At 60.3% G+C, this 18355-nt stretch carries 19 protein-coding genes; 3 read left to right on the top strand and 16 right to left on the bottom strand.

Translation table 11 applies throughout. The features are described from left to right. Positions 1–180 precede the first annotated feature (180 nt). Positions 181–981, top strand: coding sequence for a cytochrome c (locus tag HU730_RS19490; RefSeq protein ID WP_186526552.1), 801 nt, complete (start codon positions 181–183; stop codon positions 979–981). Positions 982–1298: 317 nt separating this feature from the next. Here the strand turns inward: HU730_RS19490 and HU730_RS19485 are convergent, their stop codons facing one another. The 14 genes from HU730_RS19485 to HU730_RS19420 form a co-directional block, all read right to left on the bottom strand. Next, entirely contained in the window at positions 1299–2081 is a 783-nt protein-coding gene (locus HU730_RS19485) for a transglutaminase family protein (protein ID WP_186526553.1), read from the bottom strand. After that, positions 2078–3028, bottom strand: coding sequence for an alpha-E domain-containing protein (locus HU730_RS19480; RefSeq protein WP_034126756.1), 951 nt, complete (start codon positions 3026–3028; stop codon positions 2078–2080). The genes HU730_RS19485 and HU730_RS19480 overlap by 4 nt, the downstream gene beginning before the upstream one ends. A 4-nt stretch (positions 3029–3032) precedes the next feature. Next, positions 3033–4442 carry a circularly permuted type 2 ATP-grasp protein gene (locus HU730_RS19475; RefSeq protein WP_186526554.1) on the bottom strand — a complete coding sequence of 470 codons (1410 nt, stop codon included), beginning with the start codon at positions 4440–4442 and terminating at the stop codon, positions 3033–3035. 445 nt (positions 4443–4887) lie between these two features. After that, positions 4888–5229: a ribonuclease E inhibitor RraB gene (locus HU730_RS19470; protein WP_003193463.1), complete on the bottom strand. Its 342-nt coding sequence runs from the start codon at positions 5227–5229 to the stop codon at positions 4888–4890. A gap of 213 nt (positions 5230–5442) precedes the next feature. Next, positions 5443–5703, bottom strand: a complete 261-nt coding sequence (locus HU730_RS19465) for a hypothetical protein (protein WP_034126755.1) — start codon at positions 5701–5703, stop codon at positions 5443–5445. A 79-nt stretch (positions 5704–5782) separates the two neighbouring features. Further along, positions 5783–6388, bottom strand: a complete 606-nt coding sequence (locus tag HU730_RS19460; protein WP_186526555.1) for an START domain-containing protein — start codon at positions 6386–6388, stop codon at positions 5783–5785. Positions 6389–6429: 41 nt separating this feature from the next. Next, entirely contained in the window at positions 6430–6684 is a 255-nt protein-coding gene (locus tag HU730_RS19455) for a YkgJ family cysteine cluster protein (protein ID WP_034126753.1), read from the bottom strand. 162 nt (positions 6685–6846) lie between these two features. Then, the gene (locus tag HU730_RS19450; RefSeq protein WP_096143569.1) at positions 6847–7338 is read right to left on the bottom strand and encodes a translation initiation factor 2; all 492 of its coding nucleotides are present in this window, start codon (positions 7336–7338) and stop codon (positions 6847–6849) included. Positions 7339–7431: 93 nt separating this feature from the next. Then, complete coding sequence (locus HU730_RS19445; RefSeq protein ID WP_003193472.1) at positions 7432–8871, bottom strand: PLP-dependent aminotransferase family protein; 1440 nt, start codon at positions 8869–8871, stop codon at positions 7432–7434. A gap of 268 nt (positions 8872–9139) precedes the next feature. Beyond that, positions 9140–9952 (bottom strand): OmpA family protein, encoded by an 813-nt coding sequence (locus HU730_RS19440; RefSeq protein WP_034126751.1) that lies wholly within the window; start codon positions 9950–9952, stop codon positions 9140–9142. Then, a complete protein-coding gene (locus HU730_RS19435) occupies positions 9949–10311 on the bottom strand; it encodes a DUF4398 domain-containing protein (RefSeq protein ID WP_003193475.1) in 363 nt (120 codons plus the stop codon). The genes HU730_RS19440 and HU730_RS19435 overlap by 4 nt, the downstream gene beginning before the upstream one ends. Positions 10312–10320: 9 nt before the next feature. After that, a complete protein-coding gene (locus HU730_RS19430; protein ID WP_186526556.1) occupies positions 10321–11136 on the bottom strand; it encodes a transporter substrate-binding domain-containing protein in 816 nt (271 codons plus the stop codon). Positions 11137–11296: 160 nt separating this feature from the next. After that, positions 11297–12226, bottom strand: a complete 930-nt coding sequence (locus HU730_RS19425) for an FAD-binding protein (RefSeq protein ID WP_034120769.1) — start codon at positions 12224–12226, stop codon at positions 11297–11299. A gap of 2 nt (positions 12227–12228) precedes the next feature. Beyond that, positions 12229–12978, bottom strand: a complete 750-nt coding sequence (locus HU730_RS19420; RefSeq protein WP_014719538.1) for an electron transfer flavoprotein subunit beta/FixA family protein — start codon at positions 12976–12978, stop codon at positions 12229–12231. A 516-nt stretch (positions 12979–13494) separates the two neighbouring features. Between HU730_RS19420 and HU730_RS19415 the strand changes: the two genes are divergently transcribed. Continuing rightward, on the top strand, positions 13495–15159 hold the full coding sequence (locus HU730_RS19415; RefSeq protein WP_034126749.1) for an electron transfer flavoprotein-ubiquinone oxidoreductase: 1665 nt from the start codon (positions 13495–13497) through the stop codon (positions 15157–15159). 174 nt (positions 15160–15333) lie between these two features. On the opposite strand, the gene HU730_RS19410 is transcribed toward HU730_RS19415, so the two are convergent. Then, positions 15334–16227 carry an AraC family transcriptional regulator gene (locus HU730_RS19410; protein WP_054922615.1) on the bottom strand — a complete coding sequence of 298 codons (894 nt, stop codon included), beginning with the start codon at positions 16225–16227 and terminating at the stop codon, positions 15334–15336. A 180-nt stretch (positions 16228–16407) separates the two neighbouring features. Here HU730_RS19410 and HU730_RS19405 point away from each other — a divergent pair, with 180 nt between their 5' ends. Next, the gene (locus HU730_RS19405; RefSeq protein ID WP_054897943.1) at positions 16408–17460 is read left to right on the top strand and encodes an NAD(P)-dependent alcohol dehydrogenase; all 1053 of its coding nucleotides are present in this window, start codon (positions 16408–16410) and stop codon (positions 17458–17460) included. Here HU730_RS19405 and HU730_RS19400 read toward each other — a convergent pair whose 3' ends face one another. After that, the gene (locus HU730_RS19400) at positions 17461–18264 is read right to left on the bottom strand and encodes an IclR family transcriptional regulator (RefSeq protein ID WP_034126746.1); all 804 of its coding nucleotides are present in this window, start codon (positions 18262–18264) and stop codon (positions 17461–17463) included. Positions 18265–18355: the final 91 nt, after the last annotated feature.

Genomic DNA, 18355 nt, shown 5'->3' with positions numbered 1-18355 from the left:
ATTTAACCAAGGTTATTGGGTGACACTCCCAGCTTCCGTGCACACACCGCACCAGGCCTGCAGCTTTTGGCAGCACCTGCCAGGACATTGCGCTTAGCGCTCCTGTTGCAGGGGCTGTCTTTTTACCTGCCGTTTTCCGTTATCGTGTGCGCCCTCACTCTCTCGCAACGGGCCTGTGCCTTGAAACCGATCCTCGCCCTTTTTGCCCTGCTGCTGAGCCTGCCTGCGGCGGCGGCACAGTTGACCATCGAGTTGGACCACACCCACAACACCTGGGAGACCGCCGAGCTGCTCAAGCATCCCGACGCTCAGACGGTGCAGATCGTTGATGATGTGTCCTACAAGCGCAACATGACCTATCGTGCGGTGCCCCTCGCGGTGCTCTTGCCGGGCCTTAAATCTGCGAACCACCTGCAAGCCGTTGCCCTTGATGGTTTTGCCGCCGAACTTGCCGCCGCGCCGTTGCTGGAAAAAAACGGCGCCCGCGCCTGGCTGGCCGTGGAAGACCCGGCCCATCCATGGCCACCACTGGCACAGGGCAAGCCCAGCGCCGGACCGTTCTATCTGGTCTGGACCAACCCTCAAGCCGGACGTATCAGCCCGGAACAGTGGCCGTTCCAGGTCTCCAGGTTCAAACAGTTGCAGACGGTTGGCGAGCGTTTCCCGGCGTTATTGCCCGACCCTAAGCTGGCGGCGAACGACCCGATCAACCAAGGCTTCGCGTTGTTCCAGAAGAACTGCCTGGCGTGCCATCGCCTCAATGGCGGCGGTGATGCCCAGATGGGGCCGGACTTGAATGTGCCCTACAACCCGACCGAGTATTTCAGCGGCGATTTTCTCAAGCGTTACATCCGCGACCCGCAAAGCCTGAGGCATTGGCCACAGGCGAAGATGCCGGCGTTTACAGCCAGTGTATTGCCAGACAATGAGTTGGACTTGCTGGTGGGGTATTTGCGGCATATGGCGGGCCGCAAGTTGTAATTGGATGGACTCGCCCAAGCCGAGGCGTCTATGCGCCACGGTGGCATTCTCGATCGTTCCCACGCTCTGCGTGGTAACGCCTCTCGTGATGCTCTGCGTCACGCTATGGGACGCGGAGCGTCCTGGGCTGCATTCCCACGCAGAGCGTGCGAACGATCAAGCAAGCTTGCTCCGACAGTTATCGATCGTTCCCACGCTCTGCGTGGTAACGCCTCTTGTGATGCTATGCGTCACGCCATGGGACGCGGAGCGTCCTGGGCTGCATTCCCACGCAGAGCGTGGGAACGATCAAGCAAGCTTGCTCCGACAGTTATCGGTCATTGCTGCGGCGCCACGAATACCTTGGCGTGCATCTGCTCATGCCCACCGCCACGGCGCATGCCGCGTACCGGGCAGGCGTCGAGGTAGTCCAGGCCGACGGCCAGCTTCAAGTGCCGCTCCGGCCGCGCCAGTTGGTTGGTCACGTCAAAGCTGCACCAGGCGTCATCCAGCCAGGCTTCGGCCCAGGCATGACTGGCCAGGTGCGCGCTGTCTTCGGTGTACAAATACCCCGACACATACCGCGCCGGGATCCCCAGGCTACGTGCGCAGGCCAGGAACGCATGGGTATGGTCCTGGCACACCCCAGCGGCCCCTGCGAAGGCTTGGGCGGCGCAGGTATCGACGTCAGTCGCGCCGGGGGTGTAGACCATGGTGTGGTTCAGCGCCTGCATCAAGTCGATAAGCGCCGTGCGGTCGCGACGCTGATGGCAGTTTTGCTCGGCAAACCCGCGCAGGGCGTCGTCGGGCTCGGTGAGGCGCGTGGAGCGCAGGAACGGAAAGGCAGACTGGCTTTCGTGTTCGGCCTCGCGCCATTCATCGATCTCCACCACGCCCCGAGCGCCAATGATGATGGCGTCATGGGGTTCGTCCAGCGTGAGCACATGCAATATGTTGCCGAAGGGGTCCACCTGCGCCCGCACCGGGCGCGGCAGGTCGAGTTGCCAGCTCAGCACGTGCTGGCGCTCGCTGTCATGGGGGGTCAGGCGCAGGTACTGGATGCTGGCGCGCACCTGGTCTTCGTAGTGGTAGGTGGTGTCGTGGCTGATGGAGAGTCTCATGCCGCCTCCAGGTAGGAACTGTAGATGGCGTCGCCCAACTGGCGGACCAAGGGGATAAAGTCGGTCAGCCAGGCATGCAGGCCTTCCTCGAGGATTTCGTCGATGGCCGTAAAGCGCAGGCGCGCATCCATCTCGGCGGCCAGGCGCTGGGCCGGGCGACCATTGAGGCCTGGCAGGCTCGCGAGGATCTGGTCGATCTCTTCGCTGCAAGCACGCAGCGAACGCGGCACATCCGCGCGTAAGAGCAGCAGTTCGGCCACTTGCCGAGCGCCCGGCGCATCGCGATAAATCTCGGTGTACGCCTCGAACGACGACAGAGCGCGCAGCAACGCACTCCATTGGTAATAAGCGTGAGCCGTACCATCGCTGACCGCCGCCGCCTGTTCGCCGGCCATTTCGTAGCGGGCATCCAGCAGGCGCAGGGTGTTATCGGCACGCTCAATAAAAGTGCCCAGGCGGATAAAGCGGAAGGCATCGTTGCGCATGATGGTGCCGTACGTGGCGCCCCGAAACAGATGGGAACGCTCCTTGACCCACTCACAAAACCGGCTCATGCCGTAATGGCTGAGCCCCTGCTGGGCGATATCGCGAATGTCCAGCCAGGTGGCGTTGATGTTTTCCCACATGTCGGCGGTGATCCGCCCACGTACCGCATGGGCGCTGGCCCGCGCCGCACCCAGACAGCTGTAGATGCTCGCCGGGTTGGCCGCGTCCAAGGCAAAAAAGTGCAGCAAGCGTTCAGCGTGCAATGGGCCATGGCGCTCGTGGTAATCGTCCAGAGTGCCGGTGATCAACAGCGGCATGGCCAATTCGTGCAGGCCATCGCCGCGCCCGTCCTGGGGCATCAGCGACAGCGAATAGCTGACATCGAGCATGCGTGCGAGGTTTTCGGCACGCTCCAGGTAACGTGACATCCAGTACAAATCCGAGGCAGTTCTACTCAACATGGCATCAGTCCTCGACCACCCAGGTGTCTTTGGTTCCGCCGCCCTGGGACGAGTTGACCACCAGCGAGCCTTCGCGCAGCGCCACACGGGTCAGGCCACCCGGCACCACGCGGGTGTCCTTGCCGGACAACACGAAGGGGCGCAGGTCGATATGGCGCGGGGCGATGCCGTTTTCGACAAAGGTCGGGCAGGTGGACAAGCACAGGGTCGGCTGCGCGATATAGGCGTGTGGCTTGGCCTTGATACGCGCCCGGAACGCTTCGATTTCTGCGGTCGTAGACGCCGGGCCAACCAGCATGCCGTAACCACCGGAGCCCTGGGTTTCCTTGACCACCAGGTCGGGCAGGTTGGCCAGCACGTGGGACAACTCGTCAGGCTTACGGCATTGAAAAGTCGGAACGTTCTGCAGGATCGGCTCTTCATCGAGGTAGAAGCGGATCATCTCGGTGACGAACGGATAAACCGATTTGCCGTCCGCGACTCCGGTGCCAATGGCGTTGGCCAGCACCACATTGCCGCAACGGTAGGCAGCGAGCAAGCCGGGTACACCAAGCATCGAGTCGGGGTTGAATGCCAAGGGATCTAGAAATGCATCATCGAGGCGACGGTAGATCACATCGACAGCCTTGGGTCCATCGGTGGTGCGCATGAACACACGGTCATCGCGCACGAACAAATCCGCGCCTTCCACCAACTCCACACCCATTTCCCGAGCCAGGAAGGCATGTTCGAAGAATGCGCTGTTGAAACGCCCGGGCGTCAGTACTACCACACTGGGGTTATCCAGGGGGCTGGCGCTTTTCAGGGTGTCGAGCAGCAGGTTGGGGTAATGGTCGATGGGCGCGATGCGCTGGGCCGCGAACAGCTCGGGGAACAGACGCATCATCATCTTGCGGTCTTCGAGCATGTAGCTGACACCGCTGGGCGTGCGCAGGTTGTCTTCGAGCACGTAGTACGTGCCGTCGCCATCGCGTACGAGGTCCACCCCGGAGATGTGCGAATAGATATCGCGATGCAAGTCCAGGCCCTGCATTGCCAGTTGGTATTGCTCGTTGGCCAATACCTGCTCGGCGGGGATGATGCCGGCCTTGATGATGCGTTGGTCGTGGTACAGGTCGGTGAGGAACAGGTTCAGCGCCTTGACCCGCTGGATGCAACCGCGTTCGACAACCCGCCATTCACTCGCCGGAATGCTGCGGGGGATGGTATCGAAGGGGATCAGACGCTCGGTGCCTTGTTCGTCCCCGTAGAGGGTGAAGGTGATGCCGGCGCGATGGAACAGCAAATCGGCTTCACGCCGGCGCTGGGCCAGCAGTTCGGCAGGGGTGTCGGCCAACCAACGGGCGAACTCGCGATAATGGGGGCGAACCTGCCCTGCCCCATCGTACATTTCATCGTAATAAGTGCGGATCATGCCGTACTCCTTGTCACCCGGACGCAAGAACCTTCGCAAGGCCCGTGCCAGCGGCATAAACACTTGATAATCAAACAGTTGCATAATCCGAGGGGATTTGCCGCACCGTCCTGGTGCGCGCAATTGCCTGGGCCACGCCGTACGCTCCGTTGCAATGCGGTGTTTGGCTATCAACAGCATAGTCAGAGTTGATTTCACTGCCCGCCTGCACATGCGGATAATCGCCCACATCGGTTGAACAGGACGTGTCCTACAGCCAAACCCTTTGCACATTCAGTAACGTATTGACTCGTGTACTGATGACTCCTCGGTCTTCCCTTTCCGCCACCCTATTCGGGTGGCTTTTTTTTGCGCCTGAAACGGCAGTTTCCGTTGCGACGGTAGCCCAAACAAAATCGGCCGACCCAAAGGTCAGCCGACACGCTGTGCTGCTCATAAATACCAACTACATGGGTAACCCACGCACCTCCTGCTTGACGCCCCATCCTTCGATGATCCCTCCCAGGGGCTCGACCACCGCTTCAAAGTCTTGCTCGAAGTCTCCTATGCCGTCGTAGGTTGCGAACATGATTTTGCTCAGTTCCAGGTACCAGGCGCCATCGTCGCGCGCGCTGACCTGGGCGTTGAGGGACTCCCCACGAAATCGACCCGCAGCCCTGCGCGCCCGTTCCTCATCCGGGAAAATGGCGTAGAACTCGATGGGGTGAAAGCGCGAGAAATCAAAGCCGCCTTCTTTCATGCGGCGCAGTACGTTGGTGCTGATGTCTTCTTGATAGGCTGTGCTCATGAAACGTCCTCCTCACACCGATGGATAGACTTTCCGTGCTTCCTGAAGCCCCGCGCCCTGCTGGCGCGGGCACCACGGCATAACAACACCGCAGGAAAACAAGCATGTAGCTGACAAGACCAGACCTTAGCGATTCATTCGCTGATCTCGATTGCAGAGTAGCGTGAAGCTGTCACCGCCACCAGAGGTGCCTGAAGGGTCTATAGAAAATGTTCAGGCCGCGGGTTCGACCTTGAGGTCCTTGATACCATTCTGATCATGCAGGCTCTTGACCGTGGGGTCGGGGACACGGTCGGCAAGATCGTTAAGGTCCAGCTTTTCCAACACCGGCGACACACGCACGCGCACCATTTGTGCGGCTTCTTCCAGCGTCGGCTCATGCTCGCAGTCGAATTGCTCGACTACCGGCTCGCCGCGGTCGTTGATGAAAGAAACATTCCACTTCGGCATCGGTGCCTCCTCGATAAAACCCATAGGTGGGCTTACTTCTATCTGGACCGTGAGGGCTCGCCAAACGTTCCACTCAAGGCCGGAGGCACCGGATCAACTGCACTTATTTTTCAGCGTGTTCTTTCAAGGCTTTCACGGTGTTAAACGGCGCGTCCACCACAAACTTGTTGGCCAGCCACGACGGCACGCTGCCGCCTGGCTCGGTGTGTACCTGGTAGGTGACTTCGGTCTGGTTATCGCCCTTTGGCACCAGTTTCCAGAAACCCTCCACCTGGGCGACCCGCACGTAGCCTTTTGCTTCAGGCTTGTAGGTCGGCACGCCTTCCAGCTTGCGCGTGACGGTGCCGTCAGCGGCTTTGGTGGTGGTGACGTGGATGTACGAGTCGCGGTCCGTCACAGGGAACGGGGCCTTGAACTGGGTGTAGGTCCAGGCCTCGTCGCCTTTCTTGTCGACGAGTTTCTGGGATTTGCATTCATGGATCCATGCGCAAGCACCGACCACATCTTCCTGCAGCGCCTGGACCTTGGCCAAAGGCGCCTTGATCACGGTCACGCCGCGATAGGCCTTGTACTTGGAACCGGCAATCTCGCTCAGGGACACCTTGATACCGTCTTCGTCCTTGGCGACTTGCCAATCCTCAGCCTGGGCAGTGGCCGCAAACAACAGCGTAAAACCGCACAGCACAGCCACTCGTTTCAGCGAACCCATCGTTGTATTCCTTATTGTTGAAGTTCCGATAGTAAAGCCCATCAAGCCGCCGTCATCTGCTCCCACCAGCCGATCAGGCGGATGGCATCGGCCTGGTCGTTGCCGCACACCTCAATATCGGCCTTGAAATCACTGCACACGGCTGGCCGCTGCGGTTGACCGAACAACTGGCACAGTTGTTCCACCGACAGGTGTACGCAGCGAACGCCAGCGGGTTTGCCCTGAGGCATTCCGGGTAGTGGCGAACTGATGGAGGGGGCAATGCAGCAGGCGCCACAGCCTTCACGGCATTTCATGACCAGCAGGTCCTCGACGACTCAATAGGGATGGCCGGGCTAGAGTACGCCCTTAAACAGCCGTTTTAAAATGGCCCAACAGGAGTTTTTCGCACAAAACAAAAGTGACCGACCAGTCTGCGACAGATGGTCGGCAACCTGGGTCACCTGTGCTCAGAAAGTTTATTGCTTGAATTCGAAATCCAGCGCAGCGCCTTCAACATCACGGCGCTCTTCGTTACGCAGTTGCAGCTTCATCTCATTGCTGAGCAAGCGGCCGTTGATCTGAAACGCACTGTTGTCGGTGGGCTTTTCACCAAACATCGGCGGCAACAGAGGCACGCTCTTGGGCTTGGGCATGGTGCCAATGGGTTGCAAGTGCCTGACCATGTCCGAAGGCAGGGACAGGTCCAACTGTGCCGGTGGCAGTTTGGTCTGGGCGACCTCATGGGCCGACTTGGACTTGCTCGCCACGGGTGCACGCTTTTTGGTCGAAGCGGCTTTCTTTTGCGCGGCGGGGGATTTTTTCGCAGGCGTTGGCTGCTTGGCTGAGGTCTTTTGCTCGGCACCAACAACAGGCTTGCCTTCAACCACCGGCGCTGCAGCCAGCACGCTACCGGCATTGCACAAGCTCAGCAGACCAAGCATCAACGTAACGCGAAAAATAGAAGTCATATCGCCAACAGCATTAACGGCAGAAGGCCATATGCTCGCTTGTTGTGCGCGGCATGACAAGGGCACAGATCAGTCTTGTCCCCTTTGCTCGCCTCAAAAACCCGCTGCGGCCTCCTGGCACAGCTGGCTGGCAAGCATTCCCAGGGTCATCAACGCCCTCTCCGCCTCGCGGTTCCACGGCGTGCCGCAATTGAGGCGAATACAGTGGTTGAACTGTTCGGTATTACTGAAAATCAACCCTGGCGCAATGCTGATGCCTTGTTGCAGGGCACGCACATGCAGTTCCTGAGTATTGACCCGCCCCGGCAAACTGACCCACAAGATAAAGCCGCCGGTGGGGCGGGTCATCTGGGTGCCCTCGGGGAAATACTGCTGCACCGCCAATTGGAAGGCGCTGAGGTTCTTGCGGTATTCCTGGCGGATGTAGCGCAAATGACGGTCGTAGCCACCGTTTTCCAGATAGGCCGCGACGCCCATCTGGGTGACGCTGCATGCCGAGTGCGTGCTGAACATCTGCAGGCGCTGGATTTCCTGCTGGTATTTACCGGCAATCATCCAGCCAATGCGTACGCCCGGCGACAAGGTCTTGGAAAAGCTTGAGCAATAGATCACCCGGTCGAGGCGGTCGTAGGCCTTGAGGGCTTTGGTGCGGCCGAGTTCGAACATCAACTCGCCGTAAATATCATCTTCGACAATCTGGATATCGAAGTCCGACGCCAGGCGCAGCAACTGTTTCTGCCGCTCCTCTGGCATGGTGCCGCCCAGCGGGTTACTCAAGCGCGTGGTCAGCACCAGCGCTTTGATCGACCATTGGTTGGCGGCCAGTTGCAGGGCTTCCAGGCTCATGCCCGTGGCAGGGTCACTGGGGATCTCGATCACCTTGAGGCCCAGCAGATCAGCCAATTGCAGCAAGCCGTAATAGGTCGGTGATTCAGCCGCGATCAGGTCGCCAGGGCGCGTCAGCACGCGCAACGACATTTGCAAGGCATCGACACAGCCGTGGGTGATCACCACTTCGGAAGGGTCCACTACCACCCCGGCATCGCGCATGCGGATCGCCACCTGGCGCCGCAGGGGTTCAAAGCCAGGGCTGAACATGTAGCTGAACGCCCGTGGGCTCTGGAAACGCGTGACCTTGGCCAATTGCTGATGCAATGCCCGCACCGGCAGGTAGTCGACACTCGGCACCGCCGCCCCCAGGGGAAAAACCCCTTCACGGCGCGACTCGACCAGCACCTGCTGGATGATACTGCTACGGGTGACCAAACCTGGGCGCTCGACCCGTGCGATATCAGGCGTAGGCGCCGTGAGTGCTGGCGTCTGGTGCACGTAGTAGCCCGACTGCGGCCGCGCCCGAATCAGCCCCTGGTCTTCCAGGTTGGCGTAGGCCTGCAGCACCGTGGCATGGCTCACATTGAGCTGGGAACTCATCTTGCGTACCGACGGCACGCGCTCCCCCGGTTGGTAGACACCGCGGCGGATGTCCTCAGCCAGTTGCTGGGCAATACGTTGGTAAAGCAACAGATTGGTCATGACGCAGCACTCGATTTCACGGGCATTTTATTTTTGTGTGAAACATACATACCGGCACAGTTTAGAAGTGTACGGGGACAGTTGCCACAATAGTCGAGCGCGGGCAGGAGTGACAGTAAAAACTGCCGGGGAGCTGGGGTGGGCATCGCCGAAACGAAATGTGGGAGCGGGCTTGATCGCGAAGGCAGTGTGTCAGTCAGCACATCCAGTACTGAGCCACCGCATTCGCGAGCAAGCCCGCTCCCACAATTTGGATCTGCGTCAGCTATTAGCGCGCTGCGCCCAATTGGCCCTTCTCGTCAGAGAACACAATTTCCACCCGACGGTTCTGCGCGCGGCCACGCTCGGAGGCATTGGCTTCCACCGGGTATTGGTCGCCATAACCTTCGACTTCGATGCGCTTGTCATCGATACCCAGGTCCATCAACAGGTCGGCCACCGATTGAGCCCGGTCGCGGGACAGTTTCAGGTTTTCCTGCTCGCCACCGGTGTTGTCGGTGTAACCCTCGATGCGCACCCGACGCTTGGGGTTCAGTTGCAGGAATTGCACGATCTTGAGCACCGTGCGGTTGGCCGAGTTCTGCAGCTCCGCTTCGCCGGTGTCGAACAGTACGTCGCCCAGGGTCATCACCAGGCCACGGTCGGTCTGGGTGGTGAGGCTGGCGATTTGCGCTTCAACCCACTTGCCCTGCTGTTGCACGCTGGCCAGCTTGTTTTCGCGCAAGGCCAGTTGCAGGCGCTGACGTTCCAACTCCAGTTGGGTGCCGCGCTCGGCATTCAGGCCCTGCTGGGTGTGCTCTCGGGCGATGGCGCTGTACCGCTGGCTCAGGTAGGCGTAATGCACCACATCGGAGCCGCTGCCCCAGTAGCTGGACAGGCGATCGGCGCGGGCCAGGGACTCTCCGGCGCGGATCACGTCCTTGGGCGCGAAGCGCAGCACGTTGGCGTCTTCCTTGACCTTTTGAAAGTCATCGCCGGCCTGCTGCAACGCCTGCTCACTCGTGGGTTGGCTCGCACAGCCGCCCAGGGCCACGCTGCCCAGCAGCAGTACACAGCTCAGGCCACGGATCATCGGGCTCATTGTGCTTCTCCCAACTGCAGCTGCTTACGCAGGCGAGTGATACGGGTATTGAGCACGTTCAATTGTTCCTGGCTCTTGCCGGTCAGCACTTTGGCTTCGGCCAGGCGTGCGTCCAGCTCAGCCTGCTCGGCGCGCATCCGCGCTCGCTTGTAGGATTGGTCGGCCATGTTGCCCTTGGCCCGGGCGAATTTTTCTTCGGCCAGCTTCAGTTCGGGGGATTCATCGGTGTTGGCCCCGACCGCGGTGGCTTGTTCCAAGGCTTGCTGGGTCAGGCGCATTTGTTCGATCGGCGCAGGATCGGTTGCGCATCCCGCCAGCGCGACAACGGCAAGGGCCGCGAAAAGAGCTCGAAAAATCACTGTAAATCCCTACTTTGTTGGGGTGCCGACAGGTTGTTGCAGTTGCGCTTTCCAACGCTCCAGATTGCGCTGCAGCGCGGCTTGAGCGGCACCGGAGGCGGGCAATTCTGTCATCTTTTTCGTCAGCTGTCCGCGAAGCCAAGGATCATTGCAGGCCGAGTTGTGGGAAATCGCCAGGTACAGGCCAGGCTGATCGGCAGGCACCTCATGGGCCACCAGGTCATTACTCATGCCCAGGGTCTTGGCCATGGCCATGCCGGAATAGCGCCCAGCCAGCACGTAGTCCACCTCACCGAGCAACAGTTTCTGGAAAGCCGGCGTCAAATTGGGCAGGCGTTGCAGGTTGAGTTGCTGGCTGGCGAAGGTTTCGAACTCCGCGCTCAAACGCGCACGTTCCGAGACTGCGCCTTTGTGGCCGTGCAAATCGGCGGCGGTGGAATAGACCACGGCTGAATCCTTGCGCGTCCATACCAGGTAGTCGGTCTGCATCAGCGCCGGATGGATGTAGTCGAAGTGGTCCAGTTCACCCAGGTTCAGCGGTGCGTCGGCGAGAATGTCCATGCGCCCGCTGCGTGCTTCATCAAGGGCCAGGGAGCGTTTGCCGCCGTAGAGCAGGTCGATTTTCAGCCCGAGCTCCTTGCCCACTTGTTGCAGCACGTCAGCGGTCGCGCCGATCAGGTGCGTAGGGTCCTGGGGGTCGCGCCAGAGTAAAGGCGGTGCGTCCGGGCTGCCGGTGATCACCAGGCGCTCGCACTTGCCGGCGGCGAGCGTCAGGCTCGGCAGCAGCGTAAGGCCCAACAGTACAGTCCAGGGGCGCAGCGCCATGGCATGTTCCTTCCTAAAGTGCTCGCGAAAAACGTCAACGATAACGCGTGCGTTCTGAATAAATGCGGCGCCTGTGGTTTTTTCGCAAGCGAGCTCGCTCCTACAGGGAATAAAAAAGCCCGGTCATAAGACCGGGCTCTTTATAAGTGAAGCGGCTGGATTAGACCAGCTTCTCCAATTCAGGTACGGCTTCGAACAAGTCCGCCACCAGGCCATAATCGGCAACCTGGAAGATCGGAGCTTCTTCGTCCTTGTTGATCGCAACGATCACTTTGGAGTCTTTCATACCGGCCAAGTGCTGGATCGCGCCGGAGATACCGACGGCGATGTACAGCTGTGGCGCAACGATCTTGCCGGTCTGGCCGACCTGCATGTCGTTGGGTACGAAACCTGCGTCAACGGCTGCGCGGGAAGCGCCGACCGCAGCACCCAGCTTGTCGGCCAGGGCGTACAGGTGTTTGAAGTTGTCACCGTTCTGCATGCCACGCCCGCCGGAAACGACGATTTTGGCAGCAGTCAGTTCAGGACGGTCCGACTTGGCCAGCTCTTCGCCGACGAAGCTGGAAGTGCCAGCGTCGTGGGCAGCGGAGACGGCTTCAACGGCAGCCGAGCCACCTTCGGCAGCAACCGGGTCGAAACCGGTGGCGCGTACGGTGATGACCTTGACCGAAGCATTGGACTGCACGGTGGCGATGGCGTTACCGGCGTAGATCGGGCGCTTGAAGGTATCGGCGCTTTCTACCGAGATGATCTCGGAGATCTGGTCAACGTCCAGCTGGGCGGCAACGCGTGGCAGGATGTTTTTGCCGTTGGAGGTAGCAGCGGCCAGGATGTGGCTGTAGCCAGCGCCAAGCTCGGCGACCAGCGGTGCAACGTTTTCCGGCAGCTGATGCGCATAAGCGGCATTGTCAGCGTTCAGGACTTTGCTCACGCCTGCGATTTTTGCAGCCGCTTCAGCCACGGCGCCAGCGCCCTGACCAGCAACCAGCACGTGGATGTCCCCACCGATTTTAGCGGCAGCGGCCACGGTGTTCAGGGTGGCCGGGGCCAGTACCTTGTTGTCGTGTTCAGCGATTACCAAGATAGTCATGATTAGATTACCTTCGCTTCGTTTTTCAGTTTCTCGACCAGTTCAGCCACCGACTTGACCTTGATGCCCGCGCTGCGTGCAGCCGGCGCTTCGACTTTGACGGTCTTGTTGGTAGAGGCGGTGGAAACGCCCAAAGCGTCCGGAGTCAGCGTTTCCAGAGGCTTCTTCTTGGCTTTCATGATGTTTGGCAGGGACGCATAACGCGGCTCGTTCAAACGCAGGTCGGTGGTGACGATGGCCGGCAGTTTCAGGGAAACCGTCTGCGCGCCGCCGTCGATTTCACGGGTGACCGCAACGCTGTCGCCGCTCACTTCGACTTTCGAGGCGAAGGTGCCCTGGCCGTAACCGGTCAGTGCAGCCAGCATCTGGCCAGTCTGATTGTTGTCGCTGTCGATGGCTTGTTTGCCCAGGATCACCAGTTGTGGCTGTTCCTTGTCGACAACGGCCTTGAGCAGCTTGGCAACGGCCAGGGAGGTCAGCTCTTCAGCGGACTCCACCAGAATGGCGCGGTCGGCGCCCAGGGCCAAAGCGGTACGCAACTGCTCTTGGGCAGTGGTCGGCCCGATGGACACCACGACGATTTCCGTCGCCACGCCTTTCTCTTTCAGGCGTACGGCTTCTTCCACAGCGATTTCGCAGAAAGGGTTCATCGACATCTTGACGTTAGCAAGGTCGACGCCGGAATTGTCCGCCTTGACGCGAACTTTCACGTTGTAATCGACAACGCGTTTGACAGCTACAAGAACCTTCATGGATTCCTCGTTACTCTCCGGTGAAAAGAAAGTCGCCTAGGCGAACCTGGCGGTTGATGCTCATCGGCACACAAGGGCACCTCCAAAGACCTCGGCAGTGGCCTTGCACACGGGAAATGACGACCGTTCGTCAGTGGTGACTGAGAGGTCATTCTTTATCGTGGCGTGTAAACTGCGCTCCAACGTTTGGGTGCGCATCACCTTCATTGCCTTCGGCCTGTCTTTGGACGTGCTCTTGAAACCTGCAGTCTGCCTACGGGAAGCGCAAAACCGACCGTATCTTGACCGGAACGCCTATTCTGGTCAATACGGCAAAATGGTCAGTCATAAGCCCCGTTGCTTTGATTTATCTAGGCTGCAGGCGATTCAAACAAACGTTTGTATTGGACGCTGTCAGTGGTCTATATATAATGCGCCACCTAGAGAGACAGGTGGGTGCTGCCTTCGCGCAGAACCACACCGAACCTCCACCCATTAGAAAAAAAAGCCTGTTGAGCCTTGAGTAGGAGATAGCCTGTGGAACGCGAATACATGGAATTCGACGTGGTCATCGTCGGCGCTGGCCCGGCTGGCCTGTCTGCCGCCTGCCGACTGAAGCAGAAGGCCGCCGAAGCCGGTAAGGAAATCAGCGTCTGCGTGGTCGAGAAAGGCTCCGAAGTCGGCGCCCATATCCTCTCCGGTGCCGTGTTTGAACCACGTGCCCTGAACGAGCTGTTCCCGGACTGGAAAGCACTCGGCGCTCCGCTCAACACGCCCGTGGTGCGCGATGACATCTATGTACTGCGCAGCCCGGAAGCCTCCACCAAGGTGCCCGACTTCTTTGTGCCCAAGACCATGCACAACGAAGGCAACTACATCATTTCCCTGGGCAACCTGTGCCGCTGGCTGGCCCAGCAGGCCGAGAACCTCGGCGTGGAAATCTACCCAGGCTTCGCCGCCCAGGAAGCGCTGTTCGACGAGAACGGCGTGGTACGCGGCATCATCACCGGCGACCTCGGCGTCGACCGTGAAGGCAAGCCAAAAGACGGCCTGTACACCCCGGGCATGGAGCTGCGTGGCAAGTACACGCTGTTCGCCGAAGGTTGCCGTGGCCACATCGGCAAGCAACTGATCCAGCGCTTCAACCTGGACAGCGACGCCGACGCCCAGCACTACGGCATTGGCCTGAAGGAAATCTGGGAAATCGACCCAGCCAAGCACCAGCCGGGCCTGGTGGTGCACACCGCCGGTTGGCCGCTGGACATCATGGGTAAAGAGAACACCGGTGGCTCGTTCCTTTATCACCTGGAAAACAATCAAGTCGTGGTCGGGCTGATCGTCGACCTGTCCTACAGCAATACCTTCCTGTCGCCGTTCGATGAATTCCAGCGCCTCAAGCACCACCCGGTGCTGGCCCAGTACCTGGAAGGCGGCAAGCGGGTCAGCTACGGCGCCCGCGCGATCTGCAAAGGTGGCCTGAATTCGCTGCCGAAGATGGTCTTCAAGGGCGGCGCGCTGATCGGTTGCGATCTGGGCACCCTGAACTTCGCCAAGATCAAAGGCAGTCACACCGCGATGAAGTCCGGCATGCTCGCCGCCGACGCCGTGGCCGACCGCCTGTTTGCCGAATCCGAGGGCGGTGATGAGCTGACCACATATGTCGACAGCTTCAAAGCCAGCTGGCTGTATGAAGAACTGTTCGCCAGCCGTAATTTCGGCCCGGCCGTGCACAAGTTCGGCGCAATCATCGGCGGCGGTTTCAACTGGCTCGACCAGAACATTTTCGGCGGCAAGATCCCTTTCACCCTGCACGACACCAAGCCGGACTACGCCTGCCTGAAGCTGGCCAAAGACAGCCAGAAGATCGACTACCCCAAACCCGACGGCAAGCTGAGCTTCGACAAACTGAGCTCGGTGTTCATCTCCGGCACCAACCATGAAGAAGAGCAGCCGTGCCACTTGAAGCTCAAAGACCCAAGCATCCCGATCGGCACCAACCTGCCGCTCTACGATGAACCGGCGCAGCGCTACTGCCCGGCAGGCGTGTATGAAGTGGTGACCAAGGAAGACGGCGAGAAACGCTTCCAGATCAACGCCCAGAACTGCGTGCACTGCAAGACCTGTGACATCAAGGACCCCTCGCAGAACATCACCTGGGTGACGCCGGAAGGCGCGGGCGGGCCGACTTACCCGAATATGTAAGTCGTTCGCTTAACCAGAAAAGGCTCCCGAAATGGGAGCCTTTTTTGTGGGCGACATCGATCAATATGTAGGAGCGAGCTTGCTCGCGAAAAACGTCAACGATAACGCGTACTGTCTGAATGAATGTGGCGTCTATTAGTTTTTCGCGAGCAAGCTCGCTCCTACAGTGGGGTGTCAGGCGGCCCGCTCTTCCCCCGGGTTGCGCAGGAAATAGCGCTTGTACTCCCGACTGAACTGCGACGTGCTCTGGTACCCCACCTTGTGCGCCGCCTGCGCCACGCTCATGCCTTCCACCAGCAGCAACTGCTGGGCCTTCAATAGCCGCAGGCGCTTGAGGTACTGCACCGGCGATAACAAGGTGCAGCGTTTGAAATGCTCATGAAAGGTCGACGCACTCATGTGCGCATACCCGGCCAACGTCTCGATATTCAGCGGCTCGGCGTAATGGGCATGCAGGTGATTCAATGAGGTGGCGATGCGCGAAAACTGCCCCTGTTGTTCCACCAGCGCACGCAGCACATCGGCCTGAGGCCCACGCAAGGCGGTGAACAACAATTCGCGCACCCGCGCAGGCCCCATGATCCGGCTTTCCAGCGGATCGTGCAGGCACTGCAACAACCGCTCGACGCAGCCGCGCATCGTATCGTCCAGCACCACCGAACTCATCGACTCCAAAGTCTGCGCGGTCGGCGGCGGCCCGGCCTGCATGCCCATGGCAATCACCAACTCGCCCAACACCACGCGGTCGATGCCTACCGTCACGCCATACAACGGCGCCTCGGGGGCCATGGCAAAGGTCTCGCATTCGAACGGCACCGGCATCGCCTGGATCAGGTAATGCCCGGCGCCATACTCCAACGTGCGCGGGCCGAGGTAGGCGACCTTGCTGCCCTGGGCCACGAACATCAGGCTTGGCTCATAGATCTGCGGCCCACGCGCCACATCGCAACTGGCGCGCAGCACCTGCACGCCGGGCAGGTGAGTCGGGGAAAAACCGTCGCGGGGCGTGAGCCCTTCGATCAAGGCAACCAGCGTGGCATTGGCGTCCAAATGGCGGGTCAACAGCATGGCAAAAAACTTCGCGGATGAGGGATGACAACATCATCGCAGGTCTGGCGGCCAATATATCCAAACCTCAGGCACTGCCGGACGAATAGGCATGAGACTCGGAGCATTTGCCATGTTCGCGCCAGGGGCCGGCGCGCAGAATTTGCCGCCTCTGCAGTCCAAGCTTTTGTGAGGTTTACTATGTACACCGCCATCGGTTACGCCGCCCAGTCGGCCACCACGCCCCTCGCCCCGATGTCATTTGAACGCCGCAGCCCGCGCGTCGATGACGTGGCCATCGAGATCCTTTACTGCGGCGTGTGCCACTCCGATATCCACCAGGCTCGCAACGAATGGGGCATCGCCGTGTACCCGCTGATGCCGGGCCACGAAATTGTCGGCAAAGTCACCGCCGTCGGCGCCAACGTCACTGCGCATAAAGTCGGTGACCTGGTGGGCGTAGGCTGTATGGTCGACTCGTGCCGTCACTGCGAAGCCTGCCAATCAGACCTTGAGCAATACTGCCTCGAAGGCCCGACCATGACCTATGCCACGCCGGACCGCGTGGATGGCAGCAACACCATGGGCGGCTACTCCGACAGCATCGTGGTCAGCGAGCATTTCGTGGTGAAGATCCCGGCCAAGCTCGACCTGGCCAGCGCTGCGCCGATCCTGTGCGCAGGCATCACCACCTACTCGCCCCTCAAGCACTACGGCGTGAAAGCCGGCGATAAAGTCGGGATCCTCGGCATGGGTGGCCTGGGCCACATGGGCATCAAATTCGCCAAAGCCATGGGCGCCGAAGTCACGTTGTTCACGCGCTCGGCCAGCAAGGCCGAGGAAGGCCGTCGCCAGGGCGCCGACCATGTGATCGTGTCCACTGATGCCGAGCAAATGAAAGCTGCTGCCGGGCACTTCGATTTCCTGCTGGACACCATCCCGGTGCAGCACGACCTGAACCCCTACCTCGATGTGCTGCGCTTTGACGGCGTGCATATCCTGGTCGGCCTGATCGAGCCGGTGGACCCACCCGTCAACGCTGCCAAGCTGGTGCTGGGTCGTAAAGTCTTGGCCGGCTCGCTGATCGGCGGCATTGCCGAAACCCAGGAAGTCCTGGATTTCTGCGCCGAGCATGGCATTACCTGCGACATCGAGATGCTCGACATTCGCCAGATCAACGAAGCTTATGCGCGCATGATTGCCGGTGATGTGAAGTACCGCTTTGTCATCGACATGGCGAGCCTGAAAGCCTGATCAGGCCTTGGCGCCCAACTCCGCTGACAGCCGGGCTGCGACCTGTTTGATCACAGGGATCAGTTCGGCCATTTTCTCCAGCGGCATGTAGGGCACCGTACTGGCAATGCTGATGCCGGCGACAATGCGCCCGCTGGCATCGCGCACCGGTGCGGCCACGCAGCGGATCGAAGGCTCGTTGTCTTCGAGGTCAAACGCGTAGCCACCCTCGACATACTCATGCATGCGCTGTTCGAACTGCGCCCAGGATTGCTCCGGGTGCTGCGGCCATTGCAGGCTCTTGCCCACCGCCGGCAAGCTCGCCTCATACAAGCGCTGCCACTCCTGCGGCGAATCGTCCAGCATCAACGCCTTGCCGATACCGGTGCGCGCCAGCGGCATGCGATGGCCGACCCGCGAGCGCATTTCCGGCCCATTGCGGCCGGGGTTCTTGTGCAGGTAAAGCACCTCGTCGTACTCACGAATCGCCAGGTGAATGGTATCGCCGGTCAGCGCCGACAACTCATCCAGGTAGGGCACCGCCAGGTTCACCAAGGGCAACTCTTCACGGGCCTGGAACCCCAACTCGATCAGCTTGGGCCCCAGCAGATAACCGACCTGGGGCACCACGCGCAGGTAACGCTCGTCCACCAGGCAACTGGCCAGGCGGTGCGTTGTGCTGCGCGTGGTGCCGATGCGCCGGGCGATCTCCTTGAGATCCCGCGCACCAGCCGCCACCGCTTGCACCACGCCCAGGCCGCGCAACAGGGTCTGGGTGCCGGTGGGGGCGGCGTCTTTGACGGGGGTGTGGGCGTTTTCCTGCATATCGGGCCTATAAGTATGAAAGCGGGGGCATTATGGCAAATACCGCCCTCTTGAACACAGGAGATCCAAGGTGGGAGCTGGCTTGCTGTGG

It is taken from the genome of Pseudomonas sp. SWRI22 (genome assembly GCF_014268395.2).
GTDB lineage: Bacteria > Pseudomonadota > Gammaproteobacteria > Pseudomonadales > Pseudomonadaceae > Aquipseudomonas > Aquipseudomonas paracarnis.
This window is presented reverse-complemented; position numbering and strand designations above follow the sequence as displayed.

What these genes read in the sequence shown, in the direction of transcription:
- HU730_RS19485 (WP_186526553.1), bottom strand. Translation starts at nt 2,081, where the DNA reads ATGAGACTCTCCATCAGCCACGACACCACCTACCACTACGAAGACCAG.
- HU730_RS19480 (WP_034126756.1), bottom strand. Translation starts at nt 3,028, where the DNA reads ATGTTGAGTAGAACTGCCTCGGATTTGTACTGGATGTCACGTTACCTG.
- HU730_RS19475 (WP_186526554.1), bottom strand. Translation starts at nt 4,442, where the DNA reads ATGATCCGCACTTATTACGATGAAATGTACGATGGGGCAGGGCAGGTT.
- HU730_RS19470 (WP_003193463.1), bottom strand. Translation starts at nt 5,229, where the DNA reads ATGAGCACAGCCTATCAAGAAGACATCAGCACCAACGTACTGCGCCGC.
- HU730_RS19465 (WP_034126755.1), bottom strand. Translation starts at nt 5,703, where the DNA reads ATGGGTTTTATCGAGGAGGCACCGATGCCGAAGTGGAATGTTTCTTTC.
- HU730_RS19460 (WP_186526555.1), bottom strand. Translation starts at nt 6,388, where the DNA reads ATGGGTTCGCTGAAACGAGTGGCTGTGCTGTGCGGTTTTACGCTGTTG.
- HU730_RS19455 (WP_034126753.1), bottom strand. Translation starts at nt 6,684, where the DNA reads ATGAAATGCCGTGAAGGCTGTGGCGCCTGCTGCATTGCCCCCTCCATC.
- HU730_RS19450 (WP_096143569.1), bottom strand. Translation starts at nt 7,338, where the DNA reads ATGACTTCTATTTTTCGCGTTACGTTGATGCTTGGTCTGCTGAGCTTG.
- HU730_RS19445 (WP_003193472.1), bottom strand. Translation starts at nt 8,871, where the DNA reads ATGACCAATCTGTTGCTTTACCAACGTATTGCCCAGCAACTGGCTGAG.
- HU730_RS19440 (WP_034126751.1), bottom strand. Translation starts at nt 9,952, where the DNA reads ATGAGCCCGATGATCCGTGGCCTGAGCTGTGTACTGCTGCTGGGCAGC.
- HU730_RS19430 (WP_186526556.1), bottom strand. Translation starts at nt 11,136, where the DNA reads ATGGCGCTGCGCCCCTGGACTGTACTGTTGGGCCTTACGCTGCTGCCG.
- HU730_RS19425 (WP_034120769.1), bottom strand. Translation starts at nt 12,226, where the DNA reads ATGACTATCTTGGTAATCGCTGAACACGACAACAAGGTACTGGCCCCG.
- HU730_RS19420 (WP_014719538.1), bottom strand. Translation starts at nt 12,978, where the DNA reads ATGAAGGTTCTTGTAGCTGTCAAACGCGTTGTCGATTACAACGTGAAA.
- HU730_RS19410 (WP_054922615.1), bottom strand. Translation starts at nt 16,227, where the DNA reads ATGCTGTTGACCCGCCATTTGGACGCCAATGCCACGCTGGTTGCCTTG.
- HU730_RS19405 (WP_054897943.1), top strand. Translation starts at nt 16,408, where the DNA reads ATGTACACCGCCATCGGTTACGCCGCCCAGTCGGCCACCACGCCCCTC.
- HU730_RS19400 (WP_034126746.1), bottom strand. Translation starts at nt 18,264, where the DNA reads ATGCAGGAAAACGCCCACACCCCCGTCAAAGACGCCGCCCCCACCGGC.